Annotated in this window: 21 protein-coding genes; all 21 read right to left on the reverse strand. The window is 34.0% G+C overall.

The genetic code is table 11. The annotated features are described in order from the left end of the window. Positions 1-10 precede the first annotated feature (10 nt). The 21 genes from C9J35_RS04820 to C9J35_RS04920 all read right to left on the reverse strand — a co-directional run bounded on the left by C9J35_RS04820 (position 11) and on the right by C9J35_RS04920 (position 24,830). The gene (locus C9J35_RS04820) at positions 11-637 is read right to left on the reverse strand and encodes an acetyltransferase (protein WP_054767400.1); all 627 of its coding nucleotides are present in this window, start codon (positions 635-637) and stop codon (positions 11-13) included. Continuing rightward, positions 634-1,230, reverse strand: a complete 597-nt coding sequence (locus C9J35_RS04825; protein ID WP_107923628.1) for a sugar transferase — start codon at positions 1,228-1,230, stop codon at positions 634-636. The genes C9J35_RS04820 and C9J35_RS04825 overlap by 4 nt, the downstream gene beginning before the upstream one ends. Positions 1,231-1,270: 40 nt before the next feature. After that, the gene (locus C9J35_RS04830) at positions 1,271-2,395 is read right to left on the reverse strand and encodes a glycosyltransferase family 4 protein (RefSeq protein WP_235616198.1); all 1,125 of its coding nucleotides are present in this window, start codon (positions 2,393-2,395) and stop codon (positions 1,271-1,273) included. A 29-nt stretch (positions 2,396-2,424) separates the two neighbouring features. Next, on the reverse strand, positions 2,425-3,606 hold the full coding sequence (locus C9J35_RS04835) for a hypothetical protein (protein ID WP_107923629.1): 1,182 nt from the start codon (positions 3,604-3,606) through the stop codon (positions 2,425-2,427). Positions 3,607-3,729: 123 nt separating this feature from the next. Beyond that, positions 3,730-4,797 (reverse strand): glycosyltransferase, encoded by a 1,068-nt coding sequence (locus tag C9J35_RS04840; protein WP_107923630.1) that lies wholly within the window; start codon positions 4,795-4,797, stop codon positions 3,730-3,732. Positions 4,798-4,848: 51 nt separating this feature from the next. Then, on the reverse strand, positions 4,849-6,102 hold the full coding sequence (locus C9J35_RS04845) for an O-antigen translocase (RefSeq protein ID WP_107923631.1): 1,254 nt from the start codon (positions 6,100-6,102) through the stop codon (positions 4,849-4,851). Between the two features lie 11 nt (positions 6,103-6,113). Beyond that, complete coding sequence (locus tag C9J35_RS04850; RefSeq protein WP_107923632.1) at positions 6,114-7,208, reverse strand: DegT/DnrJ/EryC1/StrS family aminotransferase; 1,095 nt, start codon at positions 7,206-7,208, stop codon at positions 6,114-6,116. Then, complete coding sequence (locus C9J35_RS04855) at positions 7,205-8,176, reverse strand: GNAT family N-acetyltransferase (protein WP_107923633.1); 972 nt, start codon at positions 8,174-8,176, stop codon at positions 7,205-7,207. Before C9J35_RS04855 ends, C9J35_RS04850 begins: the two co-directional genes overlap by 4 nt. Before the next feature lie 10 nt (positions 8,177-8,186). Beyond that, entirely contained in the window at positions 8,187-9,029 is an 843-nt protein-coding gene (locus C9J35_RS24050) for a GNAT family N-acetyltransferase (RefSeq protein WP_107923634.1), read from the reverse strand. Further along, positions 9,019-10,053, reverse strand: coding sequence for a dTDP-glucose 4,6-dehydratase (rfbB, locus tag C9J35_RS04865; RefSeq protein WP_107923635.1), 1,035 nt, complete (start codon positions 10,051-10,053; stop codon positions 9,019-9,021). The genes C9J35_RS24050 and rfbB overlap by 11 nt, the downstream gene beginning before the upstream one ends. Positions 10,054-10,055: 2 nt before the next feature. Next, positions 10,056-10,943, reverse strand: a complete 888-nt coding sequence (gene rfbA, locus C9J35_RS04870; protein WP_107923636.1) for a glucose-1-phosphate thymidylyltransferase RfbA — start codon at positions 10,941-10,943, stop codon at positions 10,056-10,058. Beyond that, positions 10,940-12,769: a polysaccharide biosynthesis protein gene (locus C9J35_RS04875; RefSeq protein WP_107923637.1), complete on the reverse strand. Its 1,830-nt coding sequence runs from the start codon at positions 12,767-12,769 to the stop codon at positions 10,940-10,942. Before C9J35_RS04875 ends, rfbA begins: the two co-directional genes overlap by 4 nt. A gap of 22 nt (positions 12,770-12,791) precedes the next feature. Further along, positions 12,792-13,718 carry a Wzz/FepE/Etk N-terminal domain-containing protein gene (locus C9J35_RS04880; RefSeq protein WP_107923638.1) on the reverse strand — a complete coding sequence of 309 codons (927 nt, stop codon included), beginning with the start codon at positions 13,716-13,718 and terminating at the stop codon, positions 12,792-12,794. Continuing rightward, on the reverse strand, positions 13,702-15,264 hold the full coding sequence (locus C9J35_RS04885) for an O-antigen ligase family protein (RefSeq protein ID WP_107923639.1): 1,563 nt from the start codon (positions 15,262-15,264) through the stop codon (positions 13,702-13,704). The genes C9J35_RS04880 and C9J35_RS04885 overlap by 17 nt, the downstream gene beginning before the upstream one ends. A gap of 17 nt (positions 15,265-15,281) precedes the next feature. After that, on the reverse strand, positions 15,282-15,779 hold the full coding sequence (locus C9J35_RS04890; RefSeq protein ID WP_107923640.1) for a tetratricopeptide repeat protein: 498 nt from the start codon (positions 15,777-15,779) through the stop codon (positions 15,282-15,284). Between the two features lie 297 nt (positions 15,780-16,076). Next, positions 16,077-19,385, reverse strand: a complete 3,309-nt coding sequence (locus C9J35_RS04895) for an S-layer homology domain-containing protein (RefSeq protein WP_167395921.1) — start codon at positions 19,383-19,385, stop codon at positions 16,077-16,079. Between the two features lie 541 nt (positions 19,386-19,926). Beyond that, positions 19,927-20,643 carry a WecB/TagA/CpsF family glycosyltransferase gene (locus tag C9J35_RS04900; protein ID WP_107923642.1) on the reverse strand — a complete coding sequence of 239 codons (717 nt, stop codon included), beginning with the start codon at positions 20,641-20,643 and terminating at the stop codon, positions 19,927-19,929. Next, positions 20,640-21,911: a nucleotide sugar dehydrogenase gene (locus tag C9J35_RS04905; protein ID WP_107923643.1), complete on the reverse strand. Its 1,272-nt coding sequence runs from the start codon at positions 21,909-21,911 to the stop codon at positions 20,640-20,642. The genes C9J35_RS04900 and C9J35_RS04905 overlap by 4 nt, the downstream gene beginning before the upstream one ends. Before the next feature lie 236 nt (positions 21,912-22,147). Next, entirely contained in the window at positions 22,148-23,089 is a 942-nt protein-coding gene (locus C9J35_RS04910; RefSeq protein WP_107923644.1) for a nuclease-related domain-containing protein, read from the reverse strand. Between the two features lie 249 nt (positions 23,090-23,338). Beyond that, a complete protein-coding gene (locus tag C9J35_RS04915) occupies positions 23,339-24,187 on the reverse strand; it encodes a flagellin N-terminal helical domain-containing protein (protein ID WP_107923645.1) in 849 nt (282 codons plus the stop codon). 169 nt (positions 24,188-24,356) lie between these two features. Continuing rightward, positions 24,357-24,830 carry a transcriptional regulator gene (locus C9J35_RS04920; RefSeq protein ID WP_107923646.1) on the reverse strand — a complete coding sequence of 158 codons (474 nt, stop codon included), beginning with the start codon at positions 24,828-24,830 and terminating at the stop codon, positions 24,357-24,359. Positions 24,831-24,832 lie beyond the last annotated feature (2 nt).

The raw sequence follows: 24,832 nt of genomic DNA on the forward strand, positions 1-24,832 counted from the left end.
TCAAAGATTTTCATTCATGAAATTTAATTGGTATCGCTGGTGTACCAACTGCTGTACAATTAGCTGGTAAATCTTTTACTACCACAGCGCCAGCACCAACAGTTGTCCAGCATTCAATTTTCACCAAAGGGATTACAGAACTACTTGCTCCCAAATGCACACCCTCGGCTATTTTTACACCACCAGTAATAACACTTGCTGGTGAAATATGCACAAACTTTTCTACTAGACAATCATGTTCTATCACAGCATTCGTATTAATAATACTATGCATACCTACACAAACATCTGCATTTATAATTGCACCAGGCATTACTACAGTCCCATTTTCTATTACAGCACTTGGACTTACTAAAGCAGATGGATGAAGGCATGTAATATATCTATCTTTTGAAATATTTAATCTTGAAACCACTTCTTTGCGAACCTTATTATTACCAATTGCAATAATAACTTTTACTTTCTTATCTTTCAAAAGTTCATTTAAATACATAATAGGTCCCTTGATAATTTTATTCTCTGTAAATACATCAATATATTTATCATCTAAGATACCTACAATATGGTCACCATTAGCTAAGATAATATCTTTAATTACTTTAGCATGACCGCTATCCCCAATAAGTACAATTTTCATAACGAATCACTACCCTTGAATTTTGTCATGGTTGCTTGACCTTCTTGGCTAATACCTTCTGAGACAAATACTTTTTTCACTGTCAGTAATAGTATTTTAAAATCTAACCTTATTGATTGATTTTCCACATACCATACATCATATTCAAACTTTTGCTCCCATGATATTGCGTTACGTCCATTCACCTGCGCCCAACCTGTTATTCCTGGGCGTACTTCATGCCTCTGTGCTTGTCTTTCATTATAAAGTGGCAAATATTCTACTAAAAGTGGACGTGGACCAACAAAGCTCATATCCCCCTTAAGTACATTCCATAATTGTGGTAATTCATCTAAGCTTAACTTTCGTAATAGTTTACCGAATGACGTTAAGCGGATTTCATCTGATAAAAGTTCTCCATTTCCGTCTCTTTCATCGGTCATTGTACGAAATTTATAAACATAAAAAACTGTTCCATTTAAACCTGGTCTAGGTTGTTTAAAGATCGCAGGAGAACCTAGTCTTACTCTTACACAAACCCATATAATTAAGATGACCCAGCTAAAAACAATAAGTAGAAAAAAACTAATACAAAAATCTATTAGTCGTTTCATTGAATTATATCAACCTTCTCTTTCCGCCAAAATTATTAAACTACAATAATTTAGAATATATGTTTTCCATATCCTTCAAAACATTATTAATACTATATTTTTCAATTTTTATTTTGGCATTATGTCCAAATTCATATCGCATTTCTTCATTTTCAGCTAACTCAATTATGCTTTTTATTAAATTCTCGCTATCGTCAAGATCTACTAGAAACCCAGTTTGCTCATTCGATACTAAATCTGCAGATCCTCTTATATTTGTACTAATAATCGGCTTACCTACTGCCATTCCTTCCATTAAACAGCGGGGTAACCCTTCTTGTTTCGAAACAAGAGTTATTATATCTGAAGCACTAATTATTTTAGGTACATCCGTTCTATATCCTAATAAATGTACATTTGATATGTCATGTTCATTTATAAAAGTTTTAATTTTTTCTTCATCTGGACCTTTACCAACAAACACCAAATGAACATTTTGAGCTTTTGATATAATACTTCCCCAATTTTCCAATAAAAAAAATTGGTTTTTTCTCTTGCTAAGTTCTGCTACGCAAGTAATTAATACAGCATCATTTTCTAGCTTCAGCTCAGTTTTTAAGAAGTTATCACCTTCAGGATTATTCACTTTATACTCTTTTAAATCTACACCTACACCATTCACAAAAAATAAATCTTCATTTTTCTTGAAACCTAGCCTCTCACCTGATATGAAATCTTCCTTATTCATAACAATAAGTGCATCTGTCCATTTTGCCGCTAGTTTCTCAGCAGGATAAAAAGCTAACCAATTTTTTGTACTAGATCCTTTAAAAAAATGAAATCCATGAGCAGTATAGACAATTTTTCCTTGTTGAGCTTTCTTAGCAGCATATCTAATCAAAAAAGAAGCAGTTGGCGTATGTACATGAATCAAATCGAAATAATGAGTAGAAAATAACTTTTTCAGTTGTTTATAGGCGTTAATATTTCTACGTGATAATGGTAGACGTTCAAAATCAATATCGTGACAGATAACGCCCATCTCTTCTATTTCAGCTTTCCTTCCCAAGCTATTGCTTCCAACCGCATGTACTTCATAACCTTTTTCCTGAAACCATTTCATGAAAGGTCTATGAAATGCTGTTAAATGTTGATAAACTGATGCTCCAAATAAGATTTTTTTCAATTTATATAACACTTCCTAGTGAATGAATTTTAAATTTGTTTTAAATTCATTTGTTTTCTTTTCCTGATAGCAAATAAATACTCACCATAATACTTTGAAAAAACAATAAGTAGTGGCAGCCAACCAACGATTCTTAATCTTGATGAAGTGCCTATATTATCGTTAGAAATACTTATTAACAGAAACCAAATTACACTCTGTATAATTAGATATTTTTCTATGTTCGAAAACATTTTTCTTCTTCTAAATAAAAAAATGCTAATTACCAAAAATACAGATCCTTCTGTCAACATAAGTATTAAAGTTGATCCTCCAGTAATCTGCCATGGCAAAGGTCCAATAAAATTACTTATAAAACTATACAGATAGTTAACATAAAACATTATCATATTAGATTGATCTAAAGAGATTCCCATTTGACTCCCCCCTGCATCGAGAGAAGATTGTCTGTATAATAAAGCATCACTAAGAGAAAGGTTCACTATTGGGAATTTTACATTCTTTAAAAATATATAAAATATGGTAAAACCAAATATGAAAATATAAGTATACTTTTTTAATCTAATTTTATTTTTATTGGTTAATTTTATTAGTAAGTAAACTGTTGATCCTAGTAAAAAACTAAGTAAAGCATATTTTCGATATCCCCCCAACATAAACATAGTTAATATAAATAATATGATATTTATTATTTTCGGATATTTTCCGTTTTCAATAAAAATATTAATAAATAAATACATACACCAAAGGAAATAAAAATAAATCCAAATATCACGATACAAGGAAATTGTCGTGTTCAAAATTAAACTAGGGTAAAATGTAAGTAAAATCAGTAAAATCCACGAGGAAATCCAATATATTGCTTTTCTTTTTATAATTTTTTTTAGTATTAATAATGAGACAATCACAAGACCTAGATTAGCAAAATAATTAAAAATACGTAATAAATATACGCTATCAGTATTAAAATATTTCAATATCCATCCTAATATTACAGTATGAACGGAAGTGTATATATATGATAAATCATTTGCTATATTAGTAGCTTGTTCATAATAAAATATACCATCGTCCCCTCCACCAAATAACGGAAGGTTTATACCACCAGTATTTTGTAATAAACCTAAGAAATAGATAATTGTAGTAAGGCCAAAATACATAAGACTATACCCACATATTAAAACAATTGTTTGACTTGCATTTTTATTCATACTTTAAACCTTTCTAGATTTTCTAGTATAGCTCTTATAAAACCCAATTCATATAATTGTACTTAATTAGTTTTTTAACATTTAAATAACGCTAGTAATCAAATCAACATATAAAATGAAATCTTATATGCCTTCCCATTTTTCAACAAATTTTTCAGCTATCAAAATATGATTATGTTGTTCTTCCACATATCTTCTAGATTCTAAGCTTATTTCTTTAATTTTATTTTTATTTAAAATTAACAGTTCTAATTTTGTAACTATATCTTCTACATTCGGTTCAATGTTTATAACGGGGGATTCTTTTAAATTCCATTCCCGTATACACTCATCTTCACATCCACTTAATACAATTTTCCCTTGAGCTAATGAATATAGAGCATTCATAGCATATGAATAAGAGCGGCACTGATCTATTACTATGTGGGTTCTTTTTATAGCCTCTAAATATTCTTCTAAAGGTAGAAATTCTGCACTTATCACTTCTACCTCATTCGGATAACGCTTACTAATGATATTAAGAGCCTCATTAATAAACTCACTTCCTTTACCAATTGGTCTATTGGATGCATGATAAATCACTATTTTCCCATCTAAACACAATTGTTCACATATGATTTTCTTAGTATTTATAGGGAAAGGAATTGTTTCACATATTTTAAAACTCCATGAACTTTTCCTATATGCTTCAGCATATTCATAAGCATTAGGTATAATTAAATTAAATTTACTTAAAATTTTTTTTTGTAAAAACTTATGATAATGTTCTTCATAAGGAAGTTTTTTCCCTGTCTTTAATTCATCATCAAAGGGGGAATATTTTTTCATTCCCCCTTCTCTTATAAATTGACTAAAAACTGTATCATCCCCTGCAGCTAAACAAACAAATTTATTATTATTTTTAAAGAGCAATGGATAGTTTAATAATGTGGATTTTGGTTTAATATAGGGATTTATAAATTGAACTATATCAAAATCCATTAATTTCTTTATCTTCTTCCTATTATTTACTAGTGACTTAATTAAATTAAAAAAACTATCGGTCTGAAGGGAAATATCTACATCCCGAGCAATACTTTTTTTCCCATCCCCCGCTGAGACAATTGTAACCTCATATCCTAATTCTTCTAAACCTTCTTTTAAATTAGTGTGTAACCCACTAAATTCTCCAAATAGTAATATCTTTTTCATGAGTCCTCCAGTGATTGCATTTCATTAATATAGTTATCCCAAGAAGAATTCTTAATGTTTAAGAAAAACAAATCGTCTAAATAGTATTAGCATTACTATTAAGTATACAAAATAATTTAGTGCATAGGCCTGTACCACTCCTTGCAGTCCATTACACATTGTAAGAAACAGGGTAAGTAGATAAAATAATAGAGAAAAAATTACCTCAGTAATTATAAACGTCTTAGTCATACTTTTTGCAATCATTAGATAAGCTAGTGTCCAACTACACATTTTAAAGAAATCTCCGAGTAGTTGATAAAAGAATAACTCTCTCATTGGATAGAAATCTTTTGTAAAAAGAATTGCAACAATAAAATCTCTCAATAAATATATTGCAAAAGCAGTTACCAATACAAATGGAATAATTATTTTATAACCCGATAGTATTTCTTTACGTATTTCAGCTTTATCCGTTAGCTCAGATAGTCTTGGTAAGTAGTACGTTGAAAGAGCTGTAGTTATAACCATTAAATACATTGTCGAAATCATCCACACTGATTGCCAATAGCCAGCTTCTTTTAATGAGAACCCCTCAGTTAAATGATTTCTTATAGCTATCTGTGTAGCGGAAACACAAATAACCGAAACAATTGACATTATAGAAAATGCTAAAAGTGTTTTATAATATTCACTTGAACTGTTTTTTTGCCATTTAAATTGAATATTTAACTTTTTCACTGCAGTCGGTAATGAAATAAATAACAATAGTGCCTGTACAACAATCATTGCTAGTAAGGCACCCCAAAGATTATATTTCACAGTTAAAATTGTTGTGAAAACAAGTGATAATATACTTCCGGTAATATTAACAGTTATAAATAACCTGATTTCTTTTAGCCCATTAATAATTGATAAAATGATTGTATTTAATCCAATAAGCCATAAAGTCCCACCTAATACCTTAAATAAAACATGATATTGTTCTGTTTGAAACATCTTTTCAGAAATAAAATGACTTCCTATAATAAGTACTAAACCTATTATTATTGAAACGAGTAAAGTAATTTTTATAGCAACACTAATATACGCATCTCTTTTTTGAGAATCTTTTTCATTATATTCAGCAACATATTTTGTAACACCTGCGTTAATAGCACCATTACCGAGTGTGGTTACGACAGTTAAAAAATTTTGAAACTGTCCTATTAAAGCAATACCAGCGGGACCTATATAAATTGCAATTACTTTATTTATAACAAGATTTGATGCTAGTTTGATAAAAGTTGAAATAGCTGATAATAAACTTGTTTTCAAAAAATTCATAATATTACCAACTATCCTTCGTAACTATTTACAATTTTAATTACTTTCCACATTTCTTCCTCTGATTGCACAGGAGAAATTGGGAGACTGATAATTTCAGAATGAATTTGCTCTGATTTTGGATAACTTAACTTATTCCATTCACTATAGGCGACCTGTTGATGTGGTGGAATTGGATAATGAATAATCGTTTGGATACCTTTATCTGATAGAAATTGTTGAAATTTCCCTCTATTTTCAACTCTAACTGTAAATACATGCCAAACACACTCTGCTTTATGTTGCGGAATACTTGGTAATTTAATGAGGGGATTTTTGATGTACTCTAAATACATTTCGGCTAAATGACGACGCATTATATTTTCTTGTTCTAAATTGGGTAATTTAACTCGTAGAAAAGCGGCCTGCATCTCATCTAATCTGTGATTAAAGCCCTTATAAATATTTTCATATTTCTTATGTGAGCCATAGTTTCGGTATGCTCTTAATGTTTCTGCTAAAGCATCATCATTTGTTGTAATCGCTCCAGCGTCCCCTAAAGCACCTAAATTCTTTCCTGGGTAAAAGCTAAAGCCGGCTGCATCACCTAAATTCCCTACGCGTTTCTCATTATACTTTGCCCCATGCGCTTGAGCTGCATCCTCAATAACTTTCAAATTGTATTTAGTGGCTAACTCTAATACATGTGACATCTCTACAACACGACCATAAAGATGAACAACTAAGATTGCTTTCGTATTTGGAGAAATTTTTTCTTCTATTAACATCGGATTAATATTACATGTTTCTAGACTCGGTTCAACTAAAATTGGTGTTGCTCCTACTTGAGAAATAGCAAGTATAGAGGCTATATATGTATTTGAAGGCACAATGACTTCATCGCCTTCACCAATTTCATATGCTTGTAATATTAATTTCAATGCATCTAAACCATTACTTACACCGATACAATGCTTTGTACCACAGTATGCAGCAAATTCTTGCTCAAAAGCCTCAACTTCTTCACCAGAAATATACCAGCCGCTATCAATAACACGAGCCGCCGCTTGCTTTAATTCTTCTTCATATTGATTATTTATCTTTTTTATATCTAGAAATGAAATCATCTTAATACCTCATGTATATTATATTCGTATTGATTATATAGAACTGTTCTTGCACCAAAACCTTCCTTTTGGAAAATCAATCCTTCATTTAATTTATAACCATTTTGCTCAACGGAAGTTCCAAAATCAAAATATTCCATATTACTAAAAATATCATCTTGTATTAAGTAATTAAACAAATAATCTAAAGCTGATGTTTGCTTTCCTATATCATTGGATGCAATATACTGTACATGCACCACTTTTCCCACAAAATACAATAATGCACCTGCTACACATTTATCATCCAAATATATAGAAAATAGTTTTATTTGATTTGGAAATCGGTTTTTTAACATTGTTATTTCATCCAAAGTATGAACTGGATGAGTATCGTATCTATTTCCTAGATTATCTTTTAAAATATCCCAAAAATCATTATAATTAAAATCGGTTAAAATTTGAAAAGAGTAACGTTGAGATTTTTTTATACTTTTTTTTCTAGAAGAACTCATCTTTATTTTTTTGTTCAATATTATAGTTGAGGAAGCACCACAAGCGATTTTTTTTGCACCTAATCTAAATAAAGCATATTCATCTTCCTGAGAAGGTATTTCACTGTAAATATACGGAATAGGCTTATAGATTATTTTTGATACATTCTTTTTATTATATAAGTATCGGTTAAGTATCTCAAAATACTCCAATACCTCTGTCAATTTAGTCTCATTTTTTATTAGTAATCCTCCGTATGTCAACCCTTGATGAGAATAAAAAACTGAATTTTCATCTATATTCCCTGGTAATAACGCTACAATTTTATCATCTTCTTTTAATATTAACGAACAGTCATTAAATCTATCCGAATGGTAATGCATATAGCCTGCATTATGTAAAAATGTAGCATTTTTTGATTTTTCAACAAAATCATTCCATTCATCCGTATACCGATAATCCAATTGCTCCACTGTAAACTTTGAAAGTTCCATTTATCTCACCCTATAATTTGTATATCATATAACATACATTATCTTTTTCAAATTGATGTACAAATCCTATTTTTTCATATAATTTTATTGCTCTTATATTATCTTTAACTACCCTTAAATATAAATAAGTTAGATTTATATTCATTGCATATCTTATTGCATAATCCAATAAATATTTCCCATAACCTTTTCCCCAGAATTTTTTTTCAGCAATATAACCCCAATATTCTCCACAGTTTTCGTTTATATTTTTTATCCCTAAAGCACCTATAGGTTCATTATCAAGATAAATACTTTTTATATAATAATTATTTATATTTTTTAATGAAACAAACCAATTCTCTTGAGATTCTTTTGTAAAATCAGGGGTCATAGTTAGGAATTTAATTTCTGGATCGTTCAGCCAACTATAAGAGCACTCCAACGTAGCCCGGTCATATTCTCTAAATTCTAAAGTTTCTCTTTCAATCAAAGATTTAAAAACTTCATATTGCCTAATATAATCTGACTCATCATAAAAATCACTCGCCAATACCATCAAAACACAATCTTCGCTAAATTCATACATTTCATGCCAGATCATTTCTTTTACTATTAAGCCTTGATTCCGTTGATTTAAAACATATTCTTTCTTATCCTGTCCATTATCTAATAACACTTTACATGAACCACTAACACATACTAAAAACTGTTGTAACTTCTTATGAGCATGAAATCCTCTTGGCTTATCATTCATACCATAAATATAGTATACTCGTTTAATATCAAATGGAATGTTACGCTTTGCTTCAAACGAAACTAAATAACCTCTTTCATCTCCTATAGCTTGAAAATCAATTAAATCATTCTTCATTTTTCAACCCACCTTTAAAATATTTTACAATATACCAATCAATCGTTTTCACAATACCTGTTGCAAATGTTTCTTGGGGTTGCCAATTTAACTCACTTTGAATTTTATTTGAATCAATCGCATATCGAAAATCATGTCCGTGTCTATCTTCCACAAATTGTATTTGCTGTCGATAGCTTTTTTCTTTGGGTACACATTGGTCTAAATAATCACAAATGATATAAGCAATATCGATATTCGTTTTTTCATTATGTCCCCCAATTAAATACGTGTCTCCCGCTTTGCCTTGATGAAACACGGCATCAATCCCTGTACAATGATCCTTAACATAAAGCCAGTCACGTACATTTTTACCATTTCCATAAATAGGTAAAGTATTTCCTTGTAATGCATTACGAATCAATTTAGGAATTAGTTTTTCATCATGTTGCTTCGGTCCATAATTATTAGAACAATTAGTCGTTACTACATTTAATCCATAGGTATGATAATAGCTTCTAACTAACATATCCGATGCTGCCTTACTTGCACTGTATGGACTATTCGGGGCATATGGTGTTTGCTCCGTAAAAAATCCTGTATCCCCTAAAGTTCCGTATACCTCATCCGTTGAAACATGGTGAAATCTAGAACTTTTAAATTGTTCTTTATAATTAAATGGAGTATTCATCCAAAAATCACGAGCGCTTTCTAATAGATTTAATGTCCCAATTACATTAGTCTCTGCAAAAATGCTTGGATTTTTTATTGAATTATCTACATGTGATTCTGCTGCAAAATGAATAACATCCGTAATATTATGTTGCTTAAAAATACGCTGTACAATCTCTTTATCTCTAATATCGCCTTTAACAAACTCATAATTCTCTAAATGAATTAAATCATCAAGATTTTTTTCATCTGCTGCATACGTAATACTATCTACATTAATAATGTTATAGTCTTGGTAGCGTTCGTTCATATATTGAATAAAGTTTGAACCTATAAAACCAAGTCCACCTGTTACTAGAATGTTTTTCTTCATGCTTATAACTCCTCGTTATTAAACGTTTCTTCTGCAATATCTAACAAATATTGACCATACTCATTTTTAAGAAGTGGCTGAGCTAATGCAATAAGCTGTTCTTTTGAAATATAGCCCATCCGATAAGCAATTTCTTCTAAACATGCGACTTTAAAACCCTGTCTTTTTTCAACAGTTTCTATAAATACTGATGCCTCTAATAATGACTCATGCGTTCCAGTATCAAGCCATGCAAAGCCTCTACCTAGAAGTTCAACTTGTAGCTTCTCTCTTTGCAAGTATACTTTATTAATATCCGTAATCTCTAATTCACCACGGCTAGAGGGTTTAATAGATTTCGCAATTTCAATGACATCATTATCGTAAAAATATAAACCTGTTGCTGCAAAGTTTGATTTAGGCTTTTGAGGCTTTTCTTCAATTGAAAGAACCCTCTGTTCACTATCAAATTCTATGACACCAAACCGTTCGGGATCCTTAACTCGATAACCGAATACAGTAGCTCCCCTCTCTCTATTTGCAACTTTTTGCAAAATAGCTGGGAATCCTTGTCCAAAGAAGATGTTATCACCCAAAATTAATGCAACTGAATCGTCACCAATAAACTCTTCGCCAATAATAAAAGCCTCTGCCAAACCATTAGGATGCTGCTGTATAGCATATTGTAAAGACAATCCAATTTCTTTCCCATCTCCTAATAATTTCTGAAACATGGACAAATCCTGTGGTGTTGAAATAATCAAAATATCTTTAACCCCTGCAAACATAAGAACTGAAAGAGGATAATAAATCATCGGTTTGTCATATATTGGAAGTATTTGTTTTGAAATTGATTTTGTTAATGGGTATAATCGAGTGCCACTACCCCCTGCTAAAATTATCCCTTTCATACTTTACTCACCTGTCTTCGATTTATTTCATTATTATTGTTAGCTGCTTTTAATAAAGCATTTTTCATTTCTTCTACTGTCATCTCAAGTAAATTCTCTACTAAAAAATTTAGTTCCAATTTCAACATTGGATTAGCTCGACCAATATGAATGCCTGGAAATACATGTTCTTCTTGGATTTCTTCTGTATTCAATAGTTCCTCATACATTTTTTCGCCTGGACGCAAACCTGTAAATACAATTTTTATTTCATCCTCTGTAAAACCAGATAAATGAATTAAATTACGTGCTAAATCTACAATCTTCACAGGCTCTCCCATATCAAGTACAAAAATTTCTCCGTTCCCTCCTAATGTACCTGCTTGTAAGACAAGTCTAGAAGCTTCTGGGATTGTCATAAAATAACGTGTCATATCAGGATGTGTTACTGTCACTGGCCCACCTGCAGCTATTTGCTTTTTAAAAAGTGGTATTACAGACCCTCTTGAGCCTAAAACATTTCCAAAGCGAACTGCTGCAAAATTTGTACTACTTCCCTTTGCTAATGTCTGTACAACCATTTCAGCAATTCGTTTTGTTGCACCCATTACATTCGGTGGATTGACAGCCTTATCGGTAGAAATCATTACAAACTTTCCAACACAAAATTCATGTGCAGCCTCAGCAATGTTTTTAGTACCAAATATATTATTTTTCACTGCCTCACATGGGTTATATTCCATTAGCGGAACATGTTTATGTGCAGCAGCGTGATAAATCACATCAGGTTTATACTGTTTTACAACTTCAAAAATTCTCTCTCTGTCTTGAATATCCGCAATAATTGGCACTAATTTTGTGAATCCCGAACTTCTTTGTTGAAGCTCCATATGAATGGTATAAATCGAATTTTCGCCATGCCCTAAAAGAATAAGTTGCTTTGGACGGAAGTTCATCACCTGACGACAAATTTCAGAACCAATGGATCCTCCTGCCCCCGTAACAAGTATAACTCTATCTGTTAACTTATTCGAAATAGCAATCATATCCAATTTTACTTCATCACGACCAAGTAAATCCTCAATTTGGACCTCTTTCATCTCGTTTACAGCAACTTTACCTGTCATAACATCTTCAATACTTGGCATTACTCTTACAGGAATATTTATTACTGCACAACTCTCATATATACTTTTTATACCAACACGACCTAAAGATGGAATCGCTATGATGATCTCATCAATACCATGCTTTGCTACAAGTCCTGGGATATCCTTTGTCGTACCACATACCGTGACATTCATCACTTTAAGCTGTTGCTTGCTCAAATCATCATCTACAAATACAACAGGCATTCGATCTGGATTTGGAGCATGTACTAAATTTCTTGCAAGCATTGTGCCACCTTGACCAGCTCCCACAATTAACACTCGCTTTAAATTAGCTGTATTTCGAAATGAATCTCTATCATTTAATACACGCAGTAAGAAGCGTGATCCTCCAATCATAATAATATGGAGCATCCATGTGATTGCCATAATACGGAAATATATATCATTTTTGATTATGTATTGCATAAGACTAGCCGTTGCAATAGAAATCGTAACCGCATAGCCAATTGTTAGTAGCTCTCGGACAGAAGCAACGCTCCACATACGATCATAAAGATGAAAGAAATATGCCGCAATGTGATGACTAAATAATAGCGTTACAGCACTAACTAAAATAACCTTATCGGAATAGCCATTGATAGTTGGGTGCAATAACCAATAGCTAAAAAATATAGCTGAAAGGACTATACAAGAGTCAATTATAAAAAATAGCATATAACGCATTTTATAACTCATACCTAGTAACCCTCTCTTATTTCTATTTCTTAATTGAACTATTTTTCCAATATTGACGGAAAAATACGGTGCCTACCCCGAACATCATACCAATCACTAAGCCAATTGCTAAATTTAACAGTTTATTTGGTGAAGCTGATTTTTCAGCTAAAGTGGGCTCTGCAATCACACGAATAAATGGATCTGGTTTAAAACTATCTAATCCTGTTTTTACAGATTGATAGTTGGCTAAGGTTTTTTGATATTCCACGGATTTTGTATTAATTTGTGCTTGCATTTGTAGTAATTGATTTTGCAAATCTCCGTTTACATTAGAAAGTGTTGTCGTTTGGTCATCTGAAATATTTAGTACAATTTCAGAGTTTAATACTGTTTGTAAAATTAAAATTTCAGGTAACTTATTATCTTTAATTATCTTATTATACTGCTCGATGATATTTTCTATTTCTTTTGATAAGGATACTGACTCTGTCTTGTAAGTTGTTTCTAATTCCTTTAACGTTGCCTGAACAGATTCATTCATTTTTTGCTTTGTTACATCCATCAAGATTTGAAGTTGTTGTTGAGCATCCTGTGCCGACTTTGCTTTATATTTTAATTCGACTAAATTCTTAGCAGGATCTGCATCGACAGTAGCCACCATATTTTTTTCACTGTAGACATCTTTTATGTCTGCATCTTTTAAAGCTTGTTTCATGATCGGTTTATTCTGGATACGCTGTGCATATATACTTGGTGTGAATTCAGCAGCAATATAGTTTGATATAATACCTGTGTCCTGTATACCACTTGCTACTTGTACAACTGCCTTTGATTCATATTTTTCTTCTAAAACAAACCAACTAACTATCCCGGCTAGCAACATACAAACCACTGTACAAATAGCAATTATAGCTTTACCCTTCCAAACAATCTCTATTAACTCTCGTAGCTCAATTGTCTCTTCCATCTAACTGCTCCTTATTTTTGAATGTCATTGCTAGTAATATCCCTGCAATAGCCCACATCGATTCAGAAGTTCCTGGTAAGCTATCATTAAATATTCCCTGTATTAAATAAGAGCCCCAAGCTATCCCTAAAATCCAAACAATTGAACTATTATTTTTTATAGTTATTTTTAATGGATTAATTAATGAGAGCGCTATTAAGACTATTACACTTAAAAAGCCCATTATCCCAGTTCCATACAACCAGCCCACATACATGTTATGCGGCTTATCTGTAATAATATTTTCATAGTATAATCCCGAGCGTGCATCAATACTATATTGTGGGAAATTGTACATAAAAGTATCTAATCCATAGCCAAACAAAGGGCGTTCTTTCACTAATTCTATCGATTTCTCCCAAATATAAGCACGTCCTGAACCAGCGGCATACGCTCGCTCCGGCAACACAGGCAATTCAAACTTCTCAGCAGCATAAGCTTTTGTCATCCATTCAAACTCTATATCCTTTTTCATACTAGTTACTGGTGCAGGCTCTTCCTTCAAGTAAGGATTGGACTTTACCACAAAACCAATTGATTCAGTCCAAACACGAGCATCCTTACTAGCCAGCACATGAAACACAGGTGCACTCACGACTAAAAACACCGCAATCATTGTAAAGCTTTGCACTTTCTTTTCTGATCTAAATGCTACAAACAATACGACCATCATCATTACACAAACTGTCAAAAAACCACTTGTCGAAATAGACATAAACATAACTGCAATCGACATTATAGCAACAACTAAATGTCCGATAGCTCGACCAATAGTTCTCTCTAAAACAGCAGCTGTTAGGTACATTACTGTCATAATTGCAAACATTCCACTCATATAGTTCCATTGATTTAAAGTTCCCACTAAAATAGAACCTTCAGTAATATCTGCCCCTTCAGGTAAAAACAACTTTACAAATTTACTAACAGCACTATTTTGTAATAAATCATGCCCGTAAAAATTCATTGAAATAATAAATAAGTTAATGAGCACAAATGGATAGAGTGAATATAAGATATAGTTTAAAGCTTTTTTTGGATACTCAATATTCATTGCAATGAAGAATATAGACAAATAACATAACCAGCTAATTGCTCCCTCTGATTGGTTATACGTTCCATGTATTGCAATTGAGATGTTTGGTGATAAAATTGTTGATAATACAATAGCAACAGCGAATGCTCCTATTGCATAATTCAGTTTTGTTTTACGAATTTCACCATTCATAAACAAAATCTTAGTCATAAACAAAATACCTGCTATTAAAGTAAGTATCAACACAGCTAATGCTTTATAATGCGTAAATAGATCACCTTTTACGCCACCTGTTAGGGCATCTACATTTGTAATAAGAGGGGTTTGCACATCTATTACGCTTGCCATAACGATTAATGGTACGAAGCCAATTACAATTAGAAGTATTCTAAAAATCCATTTGTCCATAGATTTTTGAGATTTTATATCTTCTTCTACATCACGATAAGCTACTTTTTCGTAGAACTTACTCATTTTTTATGTACCTTCCTTTATTGCAAATTTTCGATTTGTGCTAATAGTGTAGCAACATGCTCTTGATAATTTGGTATTTCCTCTGGGGCCCATCCCCATTCTTGACAACGTAGAAGTACAATTTTCGCATCTTCGTATCTTTCAGCAGCTACGAATATCTCTCCTAACTGAATCATAAACATCCCATCTTCTGCCTTATATGGATTTATATCTAAAGTTTTTTGCATATAATTTGCTGATTGCTTTACATTTCCTCTATTGGCTTCAATTATAGCTGCTAAGTAGTTAGCTATCTCAGATTTCGGAGTCTTTTTTAAAACTTTTGAAATAGCTTCCCAAGCCCCTTCATAATTACCGTCTGTTTGTAACTGAACAGCCTGATTATATAAAGCCTCATTCATCGCAAAATTGTCGTCCTGTTTACTAGCCATCACATTCGCAACAATCAATCCAATTACGACAAATGCAACCAGACTAGCGAATATATATGTTCTAACCTTATCAGTAAATTCCATTTCGCCCTACCTTCCTTAACTTATGCCATTTTTTTCACATATTGATATTATACTATAAATTGCCTCTTATATGTTGTGTTACTTAGATATAACTGAGTGTACTTGCTCTACAACTTAACAAATAAATTAGCTTTAAAAATAAAAATAACTTACGTATCAATTCTTAGATTTGATGGAAAGTATTATATATACAACTAAAAAAATCAAAAAATGCTATGTGGAATATCCCACATAGCATTTTTGTTCTAAGAATAGTACTAAGTAAAAGTTCTTAGTTCTTTCTTAGTATTTTGTAAATTATTTTAAAGTTATTGAACCAATAGTTACATCACTATTAGTAAGTTTAGATTTTAGTACAGTTCCATTTACAGTGAATGCAGTAATTGCAGTAGCAGTTGGAATTGCGCTAGCTTGTGCAATTTTCACAACAACTTTTGAGCCAGAGACGCTAGCTACTGTACCAGCTACTGTTCCATTAACTAGAACATTGTCATTAGCTTTTACATTAACAGCTGAAGTGAAAGTAAATGTAATTTGTTGATCAACTGCATCTTTACCTACAACACCATTAATAGTTGTTACAGGAGTTAATGCGCCAATTTTATATGTGAAGTTTTCACCTTTTGTGTTACCTGTTAAATCAAGAGATGTACCATTAACAACTGCTGTTACTCCACCATTTGTTGAATCAGCAGAGATTTTGCCAGCTAAATCAACTAAAGAATTATAGTATTTAGCATCAGCAGTGCCTGCACTTGCATTATAAGTGTAAGATTGGTTGTTAATCACTACAGTTTCACCAACAGTGAATGTAATTGAAGCTGTTGCAGCTGTTGTTGTTGCTGCAGGTGAAGAAGCAACAGTAATATCAGCATTTGTTAATTTTAATGCGCCAACATTTACTTTACCTTCAGAACCAGCACGTGCTACACGGAAAGCTTTCTTGCCATCTTTATCTTCAGTAAATGTTACAACAACACCACCTGCGTAAGCAGTATTATTTACTAAGTCATCTTTAAATGCATCTACACCAACAAGTTCAGCACCGTAAATGTTGTAGAATTTAGCATCTTTTAACGAAATTGGATCTTTACCAGCAAACACTAGCTCTTTATCGTTAACTTCTACAACATCTGCAGTAATTTGAGTGCCTACATCTGTAAGTGAAGTGAATTTAGCAGTTGCTTCTTTAGAAGTAAATGCGTAATCTTTACCATCAGTGTTTTTAGCAACACCTGTAGCAACTACTTTTACTGAAGTAGTTTTACCATTTACTGAAGTTACTGTTAAATCAGTAGTTTTTAGAGTGTCTGAGCTTACAGTATAGCTACGGTTCGGTGAAATAACCTGACCATTTACTTGCACATCATTAGAACCAGTGTTAAAGATTGTATACGTTACATTTTTGATGCTTGTATTAGGCATATCTTTACCACTTTGGTTTACTAATGAAGCTCTGAATGTAGCAGTTTCGTTACCTTTGAAATCAGTAACTGATTTGTCGAACTTAGGTGCTAAGAATGCTTTAACTGCTCCACCATCAAGATATGCATCTTGGAAGTGAGAAATTTGAGCAATAGTTTTTGGTTCGCCTTCATCAAGTTGACCATCTTTAGCGTTTGAACTATTAATGTCAATCCAAGCTACTGGAGTTGCGTAATCATTTTCTTTATCTGAACCAATTACAAACGTAGCTTCACCTTTGTCATTAGTTTTAACAGAAATTTTGCTTGGTGTTGAAGAGATTGATTGTTTATCATCTTTATCAACGTCAATGAAGTAAGCTTTTGTTTCTGTACTAATTACACGGTCTAAATCTTCGTTGAATGCAACGTTTACGATTTCATTTTTAGCTAATTTACCATCTTTATCTTTAACAGTAATTTTGTACTCACGACCATTATCTACGCCACGAGCAGCTACTTCGCCACCTTCACGTGTAACATCGATAGTGTAATCTGCTTGAAGTGCTCCGAATTTTACTTTAGCAGCTGTTGTTTGTAAAGCTGAAGCTGTATATTTTTGGCTATATCCTGTAACTGTAGTAGCTCCAGAAGTAACAATCGGTTCTGCTTCAAATACTACAGGAGTAACTTCTGCATTTGTACCTGAAACTGTAAATGTTGCTTCACCTTTAGAGTCAGTAGTAATTTGTGCTGCTTTAACTACTGAAGCATTGCTTAATTGTGATACAGCAACACCATTTACTGTAGCGTTAGCTAATTTATTAGAAGTTACATCAATGTTTTCTAAGAAAGAAACATTAAATGTTTTGTTTGCTTCTGGTTTACCAGTTGTAGCATTTTTGTAAACAATTTTATATGTTTTGTTAGCGCCGTTATTGATTGTAGCACCTGTTGTTACTTCTTCAATCGCTAGGATTGTGTCAACACCCCAGAATACATGACCAGTTGCGAATTTAGAACGATCACCAGTTGCATAAGCAGTTACTGCATCAGTACCAGCAGCATAACGAGTGTAAGAATATGAAGCTACACCATTCTCATCTGTATATGCTTCACCAGTAATTGTTGGATAAACTGCATCGTTTTTACCTGGAATATAGAAAGTAACTGGAATACCAGCTTTAGATTGTCCTTCAGCTACAGTAACTTGTGCTTTCACAGTAACTTGTTGTCCAAGTTTACCTTGAGCAGCAGAAGAAACCATTTCAACTTTAGTTGGATTTACAGCAGCGATACCTTTGAATGTACCGATTTTGTCTTCGCCAAGAGATACAGTGTACTCTTTGTCAGCTGTTTGAGCAGCAGTTGTTAAAACAACAACTTTTTTGTTTGTTTGTTTTACAGCTGCGTTTTTAACTTCAAGATCAGAGATTAAGAAGTTAAGAGCTTGTACGTTGTCCACTTCTGTATCGAATGTTACTTCAACAGTTGTGTTGTTAATAGCTTTAACAGTTGAAACGCCTGCTTCAGGTTCCATTACATTGTTGATTGTACGGTATAAGAATGAAGCGAATTGACCGCGAGTAATGCTGTTAGCTGGGTTGAATTTAGATACGTTAGTGATACCAGCGTATTCTAAAGCAACGATTGCATTGCGTTGTTCTGCAGAGAATGCAGCTTCAAGATCAGAGATTTCTGTTACGAAACCAGCTTTTTTGTAGTCAGCTACTAAATCTACGCCAGAAATTTCTTTGATTGCACGTACTAAAACAACTGCCATTTGTTGACGTTGCATAGTTTGCGTATGGTTTAAGTTACCGTTTGAACCAGCGAATACGCCTGCATCTTTAGCAAGTGCAGCATATTTAACTAATTCAGCTTCAGCTGTTACTGGTAGATCTGTGAAACGTTCTTTAGTTTCCCAGTCTGCTGGAATTTCTTGGCCTTGAGCTTCTAACCAACGACCTAATAATTTAACCACTTGACCGCGGTTAATAGATTGGTTTGGTTTGAATGTGCCATCAGCATATCCATTGATGATACCTGCTTCAACTAATGCGTTGATTGCTACCTCGTGGTCGTTACCTGCTACATCTGAGAATCCTGCTGCAGAAGCCACTGGTACGATAGCAGAAGCTACTAAAGTAGCTGTTGCAGCCGTAGCTACGAATTTTTTGTATTTCTTTGGTTGGTTAGCCATAGAAAAATTTCCTCCTCTAAGTTCAAAAATTATGTTTATACCACATAGATATGCAGTAAATAAACAACTACACATAAAAGTATAGTTGTATCCCTAAAAGTTGTCAATCATATTTTGGGAAAGTTTCTAATTCATTTCCGGAAAAAATAGGACGTCTAACTCTCTTTTACCATTGTCAGCTATCTAAGGTTATTTTTCAAGTAAAATCACGTAATTTTCCCAACAAAATCTTTCTTTCTATGGATAAATGTTCAATTTTACTATAATCCTGCTGAGATTAACGCATATTTGTATGTTTATAAACTTTAGTGGTTAGTGACAGTAGAATTTTATATCTATGGCTCAAAATATCTTCCGTGTGTCTATATTTTAAAATTAAAAAACGAAAAAAGCTCAAGCATATAATATGCTTGAGCTTTTTTCGCTTGGGCTACCAACCGTTGTTTCCTTGCAGGGAATTCTATATATTTCATAGAGGAAATTCCTATACACCTACAGTCTAACACTTTCAATTTAAAACGACAATACCATTTTTTAAAAATTACTGCCGTTTCTGTCTAGCCACTTCCAGTAAAAATAACGGAAGTGCCACTTGACGCTTGATACGCTTAGGTTCTTTAAGTAAACGGTAAAACCATTCAAGGCCAAATTTCTGGAAAATTTCTGGTGCCCGCTTCACTGTACCCGCAAGTACATCGAATGAACCACCCACGCCTTGATAAATCGTTGGATGCAATTGATTACGATTGGCATTAATCCAATTTTCTTGCTTAGGACTGCCCATTGCTACAAAAAGTAAATCAGGCTGTGCTTCGTTAATACGGTCAATGACCTTCTGCTCGTCTTTTTCATAGCCGTCCTGTATGCCGACTATTTTAATAGAAGGAAATAATGATTCGAGCTTTGCTTTCGCCGCATCTGCTACACCTGGCTTGCCCCCATAAAGGAAAATAGGCTTACCACGTTTTGCCGCTTCTTCGCAAAGCTTCATCATCATATCGACGCCCGTCACGCGTTGACGAATTTGCCCTTTTTGTATTTTTGACGCTAAGATGACACCAATGCCATCCGGAATTTGAAATTCCGCTTCATTTAATAGTTTCTTTAGAGCAGGGTCTTCTTTTGCCTTGATAATTTTTTCTGGATTGATGGCAACGACGAGCGCTTTTTGTTTTTGTTCAATGCGCTCAAATGCCATATCCATTAATTCATCGTAGCCCTCGGTATTGACGTTTATGCCAAGTACTGTTTCTTTCATCGGTTCTTCGCATCCCCTAGTAGATGGAATTCAAAGCACGCTTCTTGCCAATTTTCACGGTTTAAGCAGTTTTTCGTATCGAAGACAATTTTTGTTTTTGCTGTAATGTCAGCTGCATTTAGTGCTTTGAATTCATTGTGGTCTGTTAACACAACAATGATGTCAGCGTCTTTCGTTGCTTCCTCTAGGCTTTGCGTTTGTGTAGCATGTTTGTTTTCTTTAATGTGTGGATCATATGAAATTACATCTAAGCCTAAATTTTGTAGTTCATCAATCACAATTGTTGATGGACTTTCGCGCATATCATCAACATTTCCTTTGAAGGCTAGTCCAAGAACTGCTACTTTGCCACCCGCAATTTTGTGTTGATTTAAGATAGCTTGTGTTTTTTGCGCTGTATGGCTTGGCATACTGTCATTGGTATTACGAGACAGGTGAATGATTTGTGCTTGCTCGCCACCTAGCTCCACAAGGAACCAAGGGTCAACTGCTATACAGTGACCGCCAACACCAGGGCCAGGGAAATGGACATTTACGCGTGGGTGGTAGTTCGCAAATTTAATCGCTTCCCAAATATTTACGTCCAGTTTCTCTGCCATTTTCGCTAACTCGTTGGCAAAGGCAATATTGACATCACGATATGTGTTTTCCATTACTTTTACTAATTCAGCAGTTGTTGCATCTGTAAGGTGGATTGTGCCATTCACAAAGGTTTGGTAAAGCTCTTTTGTCATTTGTGATGATTTCTCATCGATCCCACCAACAATACGGTCGTTGTTCACTAATTCTTCAAAAATACGACCTGGAATTACACGCTCTGGTGAATGGGCTACAAATAAATCAACACCGAATTCAAGGTTTGCTTTAATCAGCTCTGGTAACATCACATGTTCCACTGTTTTCGGTGGTACTGTTGATTCAAGAATTACAAGATTTCCTTTTTTCACAAAAGGTACTATGGAAGCAGTTGCTTGACGCACATATTCTAAATTAGCTGTATTGTCAGGATTAATCGGTGATGGAACAGCGACGATGAATACGTCCGCTTCCTGCGGTGTAGTTGATGCTGTTAAAAATCCTTCATCTACGGCTTTGTTCAGACGCTCCTGTAAACCGTTTTCTTCTATATGAAGTTTTTTCTCTTGTATACTTTTTACTGCTGCTGGGTTTACGTCCACCCCATGTACTTTTATGCCGTGGTTGGCGAACATTACAGCCGTTGGTAAACCGATATAGCCAAGTCCAACGACACAAATTGATTTAGTCATTCTCTATTCTTCCTTCCGTTTCAAAAACGAGTAGTCATTAATTTTATATATGTTGTGTAAATGCAATCGCATTTTTGTTCTGCATAATAGTATACATCTTTCAAGGGAAAGTGTGAATCAATTTGTCATTTTGGAGCGTTTTATGTGCTCTATTTACTTAGGTTGGGGTGTCGGCTAGTTGTATTTGTGTTTTATCAGCATTTTTTGCGGGGATATCAGCGGTTTTTGTTCTTTTATCAGCGATTTCCATTTAAAAGCGAAAGATTGTATTTTGTACTTTTACCATTGCCACTACGGGTTAGTAATAATCTTTGCATTAAGCGTTTTGTTACATATGGGCTATCGATTTTCAAAAAATCGCGACATTCTCTGTTCGTCATCGTATCGCCCACAAGCATATAAAAATCCTTGAGCGCCGACACATGTGCCTCTTTACATCGATGTTCACACTTCTGACAAAACCATGTTGCTTTTAATTTCTGCATGCCAAACTGACCGCAATTTTCACAATAAACACCCCTTTGCAAAACAGACGGTTCAATATGATAGTATCGGCAAAGTGGAAACGGATTCTTTTGCTGCAACTGTGACAAAATGATGTGCAGTATATCGTCCATAGCAATATCAAGTTTCTGTGTTATGAACTTATAGATATACAATGGCAGCTCTTTCCCCATGACGATTGGCAATCCGTTTCCCTCTCCATGAACATCTACATTATTGAAAGGAAAAACTATTGCGCCATATACGGGCATAGTAATGTGATAAGTGTCTAAGAAATGCAGCATTGCTTGCATATACTGCTGAAGTTGAATTTCAGGATGTGTAAAAGTATGAACTTCTCCTGTTTCCGTGGTACGGATAAGCTGACGAGGATTATTTTTGAAATGTAAGGTTCCTCGAATATTTTTTATTTCTAAAATAATGATGCCGCTTGGGGTAATAATCAAAATATCGATTTGCATCGGGAGAATAGTAGGAATTATAACATTGTGGAATATGTGGCAATCGCTGAGTGGTTGTAATTTTTGAAGCTCGTTCAGTATATATTGCTCGCCAAAATCACCCGCTTTCTTCTTTTTTAGTTCCCTTTGTAATTTTTGGTACTGTGGATGTGTTGACGGTAGACGAGCTACGAGTGCTTGCAGTCCAAGTGTGAATGTGGTGAAGGCGCAAATGGTTTAACAATCACAGACATCACTCCTTTTCTACAAACTATAGCAAGAATAGGAATGGAAAAATACTAGTTGCTTCAAATTAAAAATTTGCCCCGTTTTCTAAGTGTAAATGTGCAAAGTTTGATGGTCTATTGGTGCTACTTGCACTTTTAGCAGCAGTTTTTCAGGGTTTACCGGCGTTGTTTGCACTTTTTATCAGCGATATTCACACTTTTACCGGCGATTTCTCCATGAAAAAAGGAACCGCCATTAGTATCGGGGATTCCTTATCTTTCCGCTATCTAACAATTTTAAGATAGATTGCGCCTGTTGCATATGAAGCGCCAATACATATTGACCTGCCTGTAATAAAATTTGTGCTTTTACCATGCTCATCATTTCTTTTGCAATATCTGCATCACGAATACGTGACTCAGCTGCTGTTAAATTTTCGGCCGTGTTCATGTTCGCATTATAGGCATGCTCAAGTCGATTTTGGTAGGCACCTAGCCGTGAACGCTCGTTGGATACTCGCTTTAAAGATTCATCCAACGTAGCAATAGCCTTGTCCGCGTCTTCTCGCGTAGCAATAGAGGTTGTCCCATCCAAACCAAGCGCTCCTGCTCCCATATCATTAATATGCAACTCAATATTTTGGCCAGCATTCGCACCTGCCTGAATTTTAATGCCGTTCGTTGTGTAGTCACCATTTAGTAATGTCTTTGTATTAAACTCGGTATCTTTAGAGAGACGTTGTATTTCCTTTTTTAATTCCTGAAATTCCAAATCAAGCTGCTGACGATCACTATCCGTCAATGTATCATTAGCGGCCTGGACTGCTAGCTCACGCATGCGCTGAACCATGGCATGGGTTTCATTCAGTGCGCCTTCTGCCGTTTGAACAAGTGAAATACCATCCTGAATATTTTTCGATGCCATATTCAATCCTCGAATTTGCGCACGCATCTTTTCAGAAATTGCTAGTCCCGCTGGATCATCAGCTGCACTATTTATGCGGTATCCTGAGGAAATACGCAACATCGATTTGCTCATTGCATTGTAATGTTGGTTCATATTGCGTAGTATCGACATTCCTGTAGCTGACCACTTGCCAAGCATTACTTTACCACCTCCATGAATTGTCTTTGTATTAATATCGGTCTAAGGTAATTTCTGTTAAGTGTGTCATCATTCTTTTAGTGGCGATTGACCTTAGTTCTATAAAAGAAATATAAAAACACCCATTTCTTTTCAATGAAAGTGGGTGCTCATTCCATGTGCCAAGTATTCAAGGTTTGAAACCTCCGAGTTGATTGCTCTTTTGTTGTAGTAGTTTATAAAAGAGATCCTCATTGTGATCTAACAGTGCCATATCGATTAAATAATCAAAGTTTTTTTGCTCTATTTCGATTATTAGTTGCTCCACCTCACCCACTGTTACAGAAGAAACAAGGGGTATTTGCGGTTTCGGTGTAGCGCTTTCAAGGATGGGTGCTAGATGCTCATGTACATTAGTAATGAGTAATAATTGATAGAGTGGTAAACGAATGAATCGATTTCCTTTTTGGAAAACGAATACCTCAGATAAATTTTCGATTTGTTGTGTATGCAAGTTGATGATCATTTCTTTTCCTTCGATGGGTATGAAATGGAAAATCTCATTCTCTTTTAAAATAGAGAAATATTGATAAGCAAATACGAGACGCAATTTATCTCCAGTAATTTTTGTGTAAAATGGCTTCATGTATTGAACTTGCATCATCT

The organism is Lysinibacillus parviboronicapiens (assembly GCF_003049575.1).
Lineage (GTDB): Bacteria > Bacillota > Bacilli > Bacillales_A > Planococcaceae > Lysinibacillus > Lysinibacillus parviboronicapiens.

Coding starts and splice junctions, on each gene's coding strand:
- C9J35_RS04820 (WP_054767400.1), bottom strand. CDS start 637: ATGAAAATTGTACTTATTGGGGATAGCGGTCATGCTAAAGTAATTAAA.
- C9J35_RS04825 (WP_107923628.1), bottom strand. CDS start 1,230: ATGAAACGACTAATAGATTTTTGTATTAGTTTTTTTCTACTTATTGTT.
- C9J35_RS04835 (WP_107923629.1), bottom strand. CDS start 3,606: ATGAATAAAAATGCAAGTCAAACAATTGTTTTAATATGTGGGTATAGT.
- C9J35_RS04840 (WP_107923630.1), bottom strand. CDS start 4,797: ATGAAAAAGATATTACTATTTGGAGAATTTAGTGGGTTACACACTAAT.
- C9J35_RS04845 (WP_107923631.1), bottom strand. CDS start 6,102: ATGAATTTTTTGAAAACAAGTTTATTATCAGCTATTTCAACTTTTATC.
- C9J35_RS04850 (WP_107923632.1), bottom strand. CDS start 7,208: ATGATTTCATTTCTAGATATAAAAAAGATAAATAATCAATATGAAGAA.
- C9J35_RS04855 (WP_107923633.1), bottom strand. CDS start 8,176: ATGGAACTTTCAAAGTTTACAGTGGAGCAATTGGATTATCGGTATACG.
- C9J35_RS24050 (WP_107923634.1), bottom strand. CDS start 9,029: ATGAAGAATGATTTAATTGATTTTCAAGCTATAGGAGATGAAAGAGGT.
- rfbB (WP_107923635.1), bottom strand. CDS start 10,053: ATGAAGAAAAACATTCTAGTAACAGGTGGACTTGGTTTTATAGGTTCA.
- rfbA (WP_107923636.1), bottom strand. CDS start 10,943: ATGAAAGGGATAATTTTAGCAGGGGGTAGTGGCACTCGATTATACCCA.
- C9J35_RS04875 (WP_107923637.1), bottom strand. CDS start 12,769: ATGAGTTATAAAATGCGTTATATGCTATTTTTTATAATTGACTCTTGT.
- C9J35_RS04880 (WP_107923638.1), bottom strand. CDS start 13,718: ATGGAAGAGACAATTGAGCTACGAGAGTTAATAGAGATTGTTTGGAAG.
- C9J35_RS04885 (WP_107923639.1), bottom strand. CDS start 15,264: ATGAGTAAGTTCTACGAAAAAGTAGCTTATCGTGATGTAGAAGAAGAT.
- C9J35_RS04890 (WP_107923640.1), bottom strand. CDS start 15,779: ATGGAATTTACTGATAAGGTTAGAACATATATATTCGCTAGTCTGGTT.
- C9J35_RS04895 (WP_167395921.1), bottom strand. CDS start 19,385: ATGGCTAACCAACCAAAGAAATACAAAAAATTCGTAGCTACGGCTGCA.
- C9J35_RS04900 (WP_107923642.1), bottom strand. CDS start 20,643: ATGAAAGAAACAGTACTTGGCATAAACGTCAATACCGAGGGCTACGAT.
- C9J35_RS04905 (WP_107923643.1), bottom strand. CDS start 21,911: ATGACTAAATCAATTTGTGTCGTTGGACTTGGCTATATCGGTTTACCA.
- C9J35_RS04915 (WP_107923645.1), bottom strand. CDS start 24,187: ATGCTTGGCAAGTGGTCAGCTACAGGAATGTCGATACTACGCAATATG.
- C9J35_RS04920 (WP_107923646.1), bottom strand. CDS start 24,830: ATGATGCAAGTTCAATACATGAAGCCATTTTACACAAAAATTACTGGA.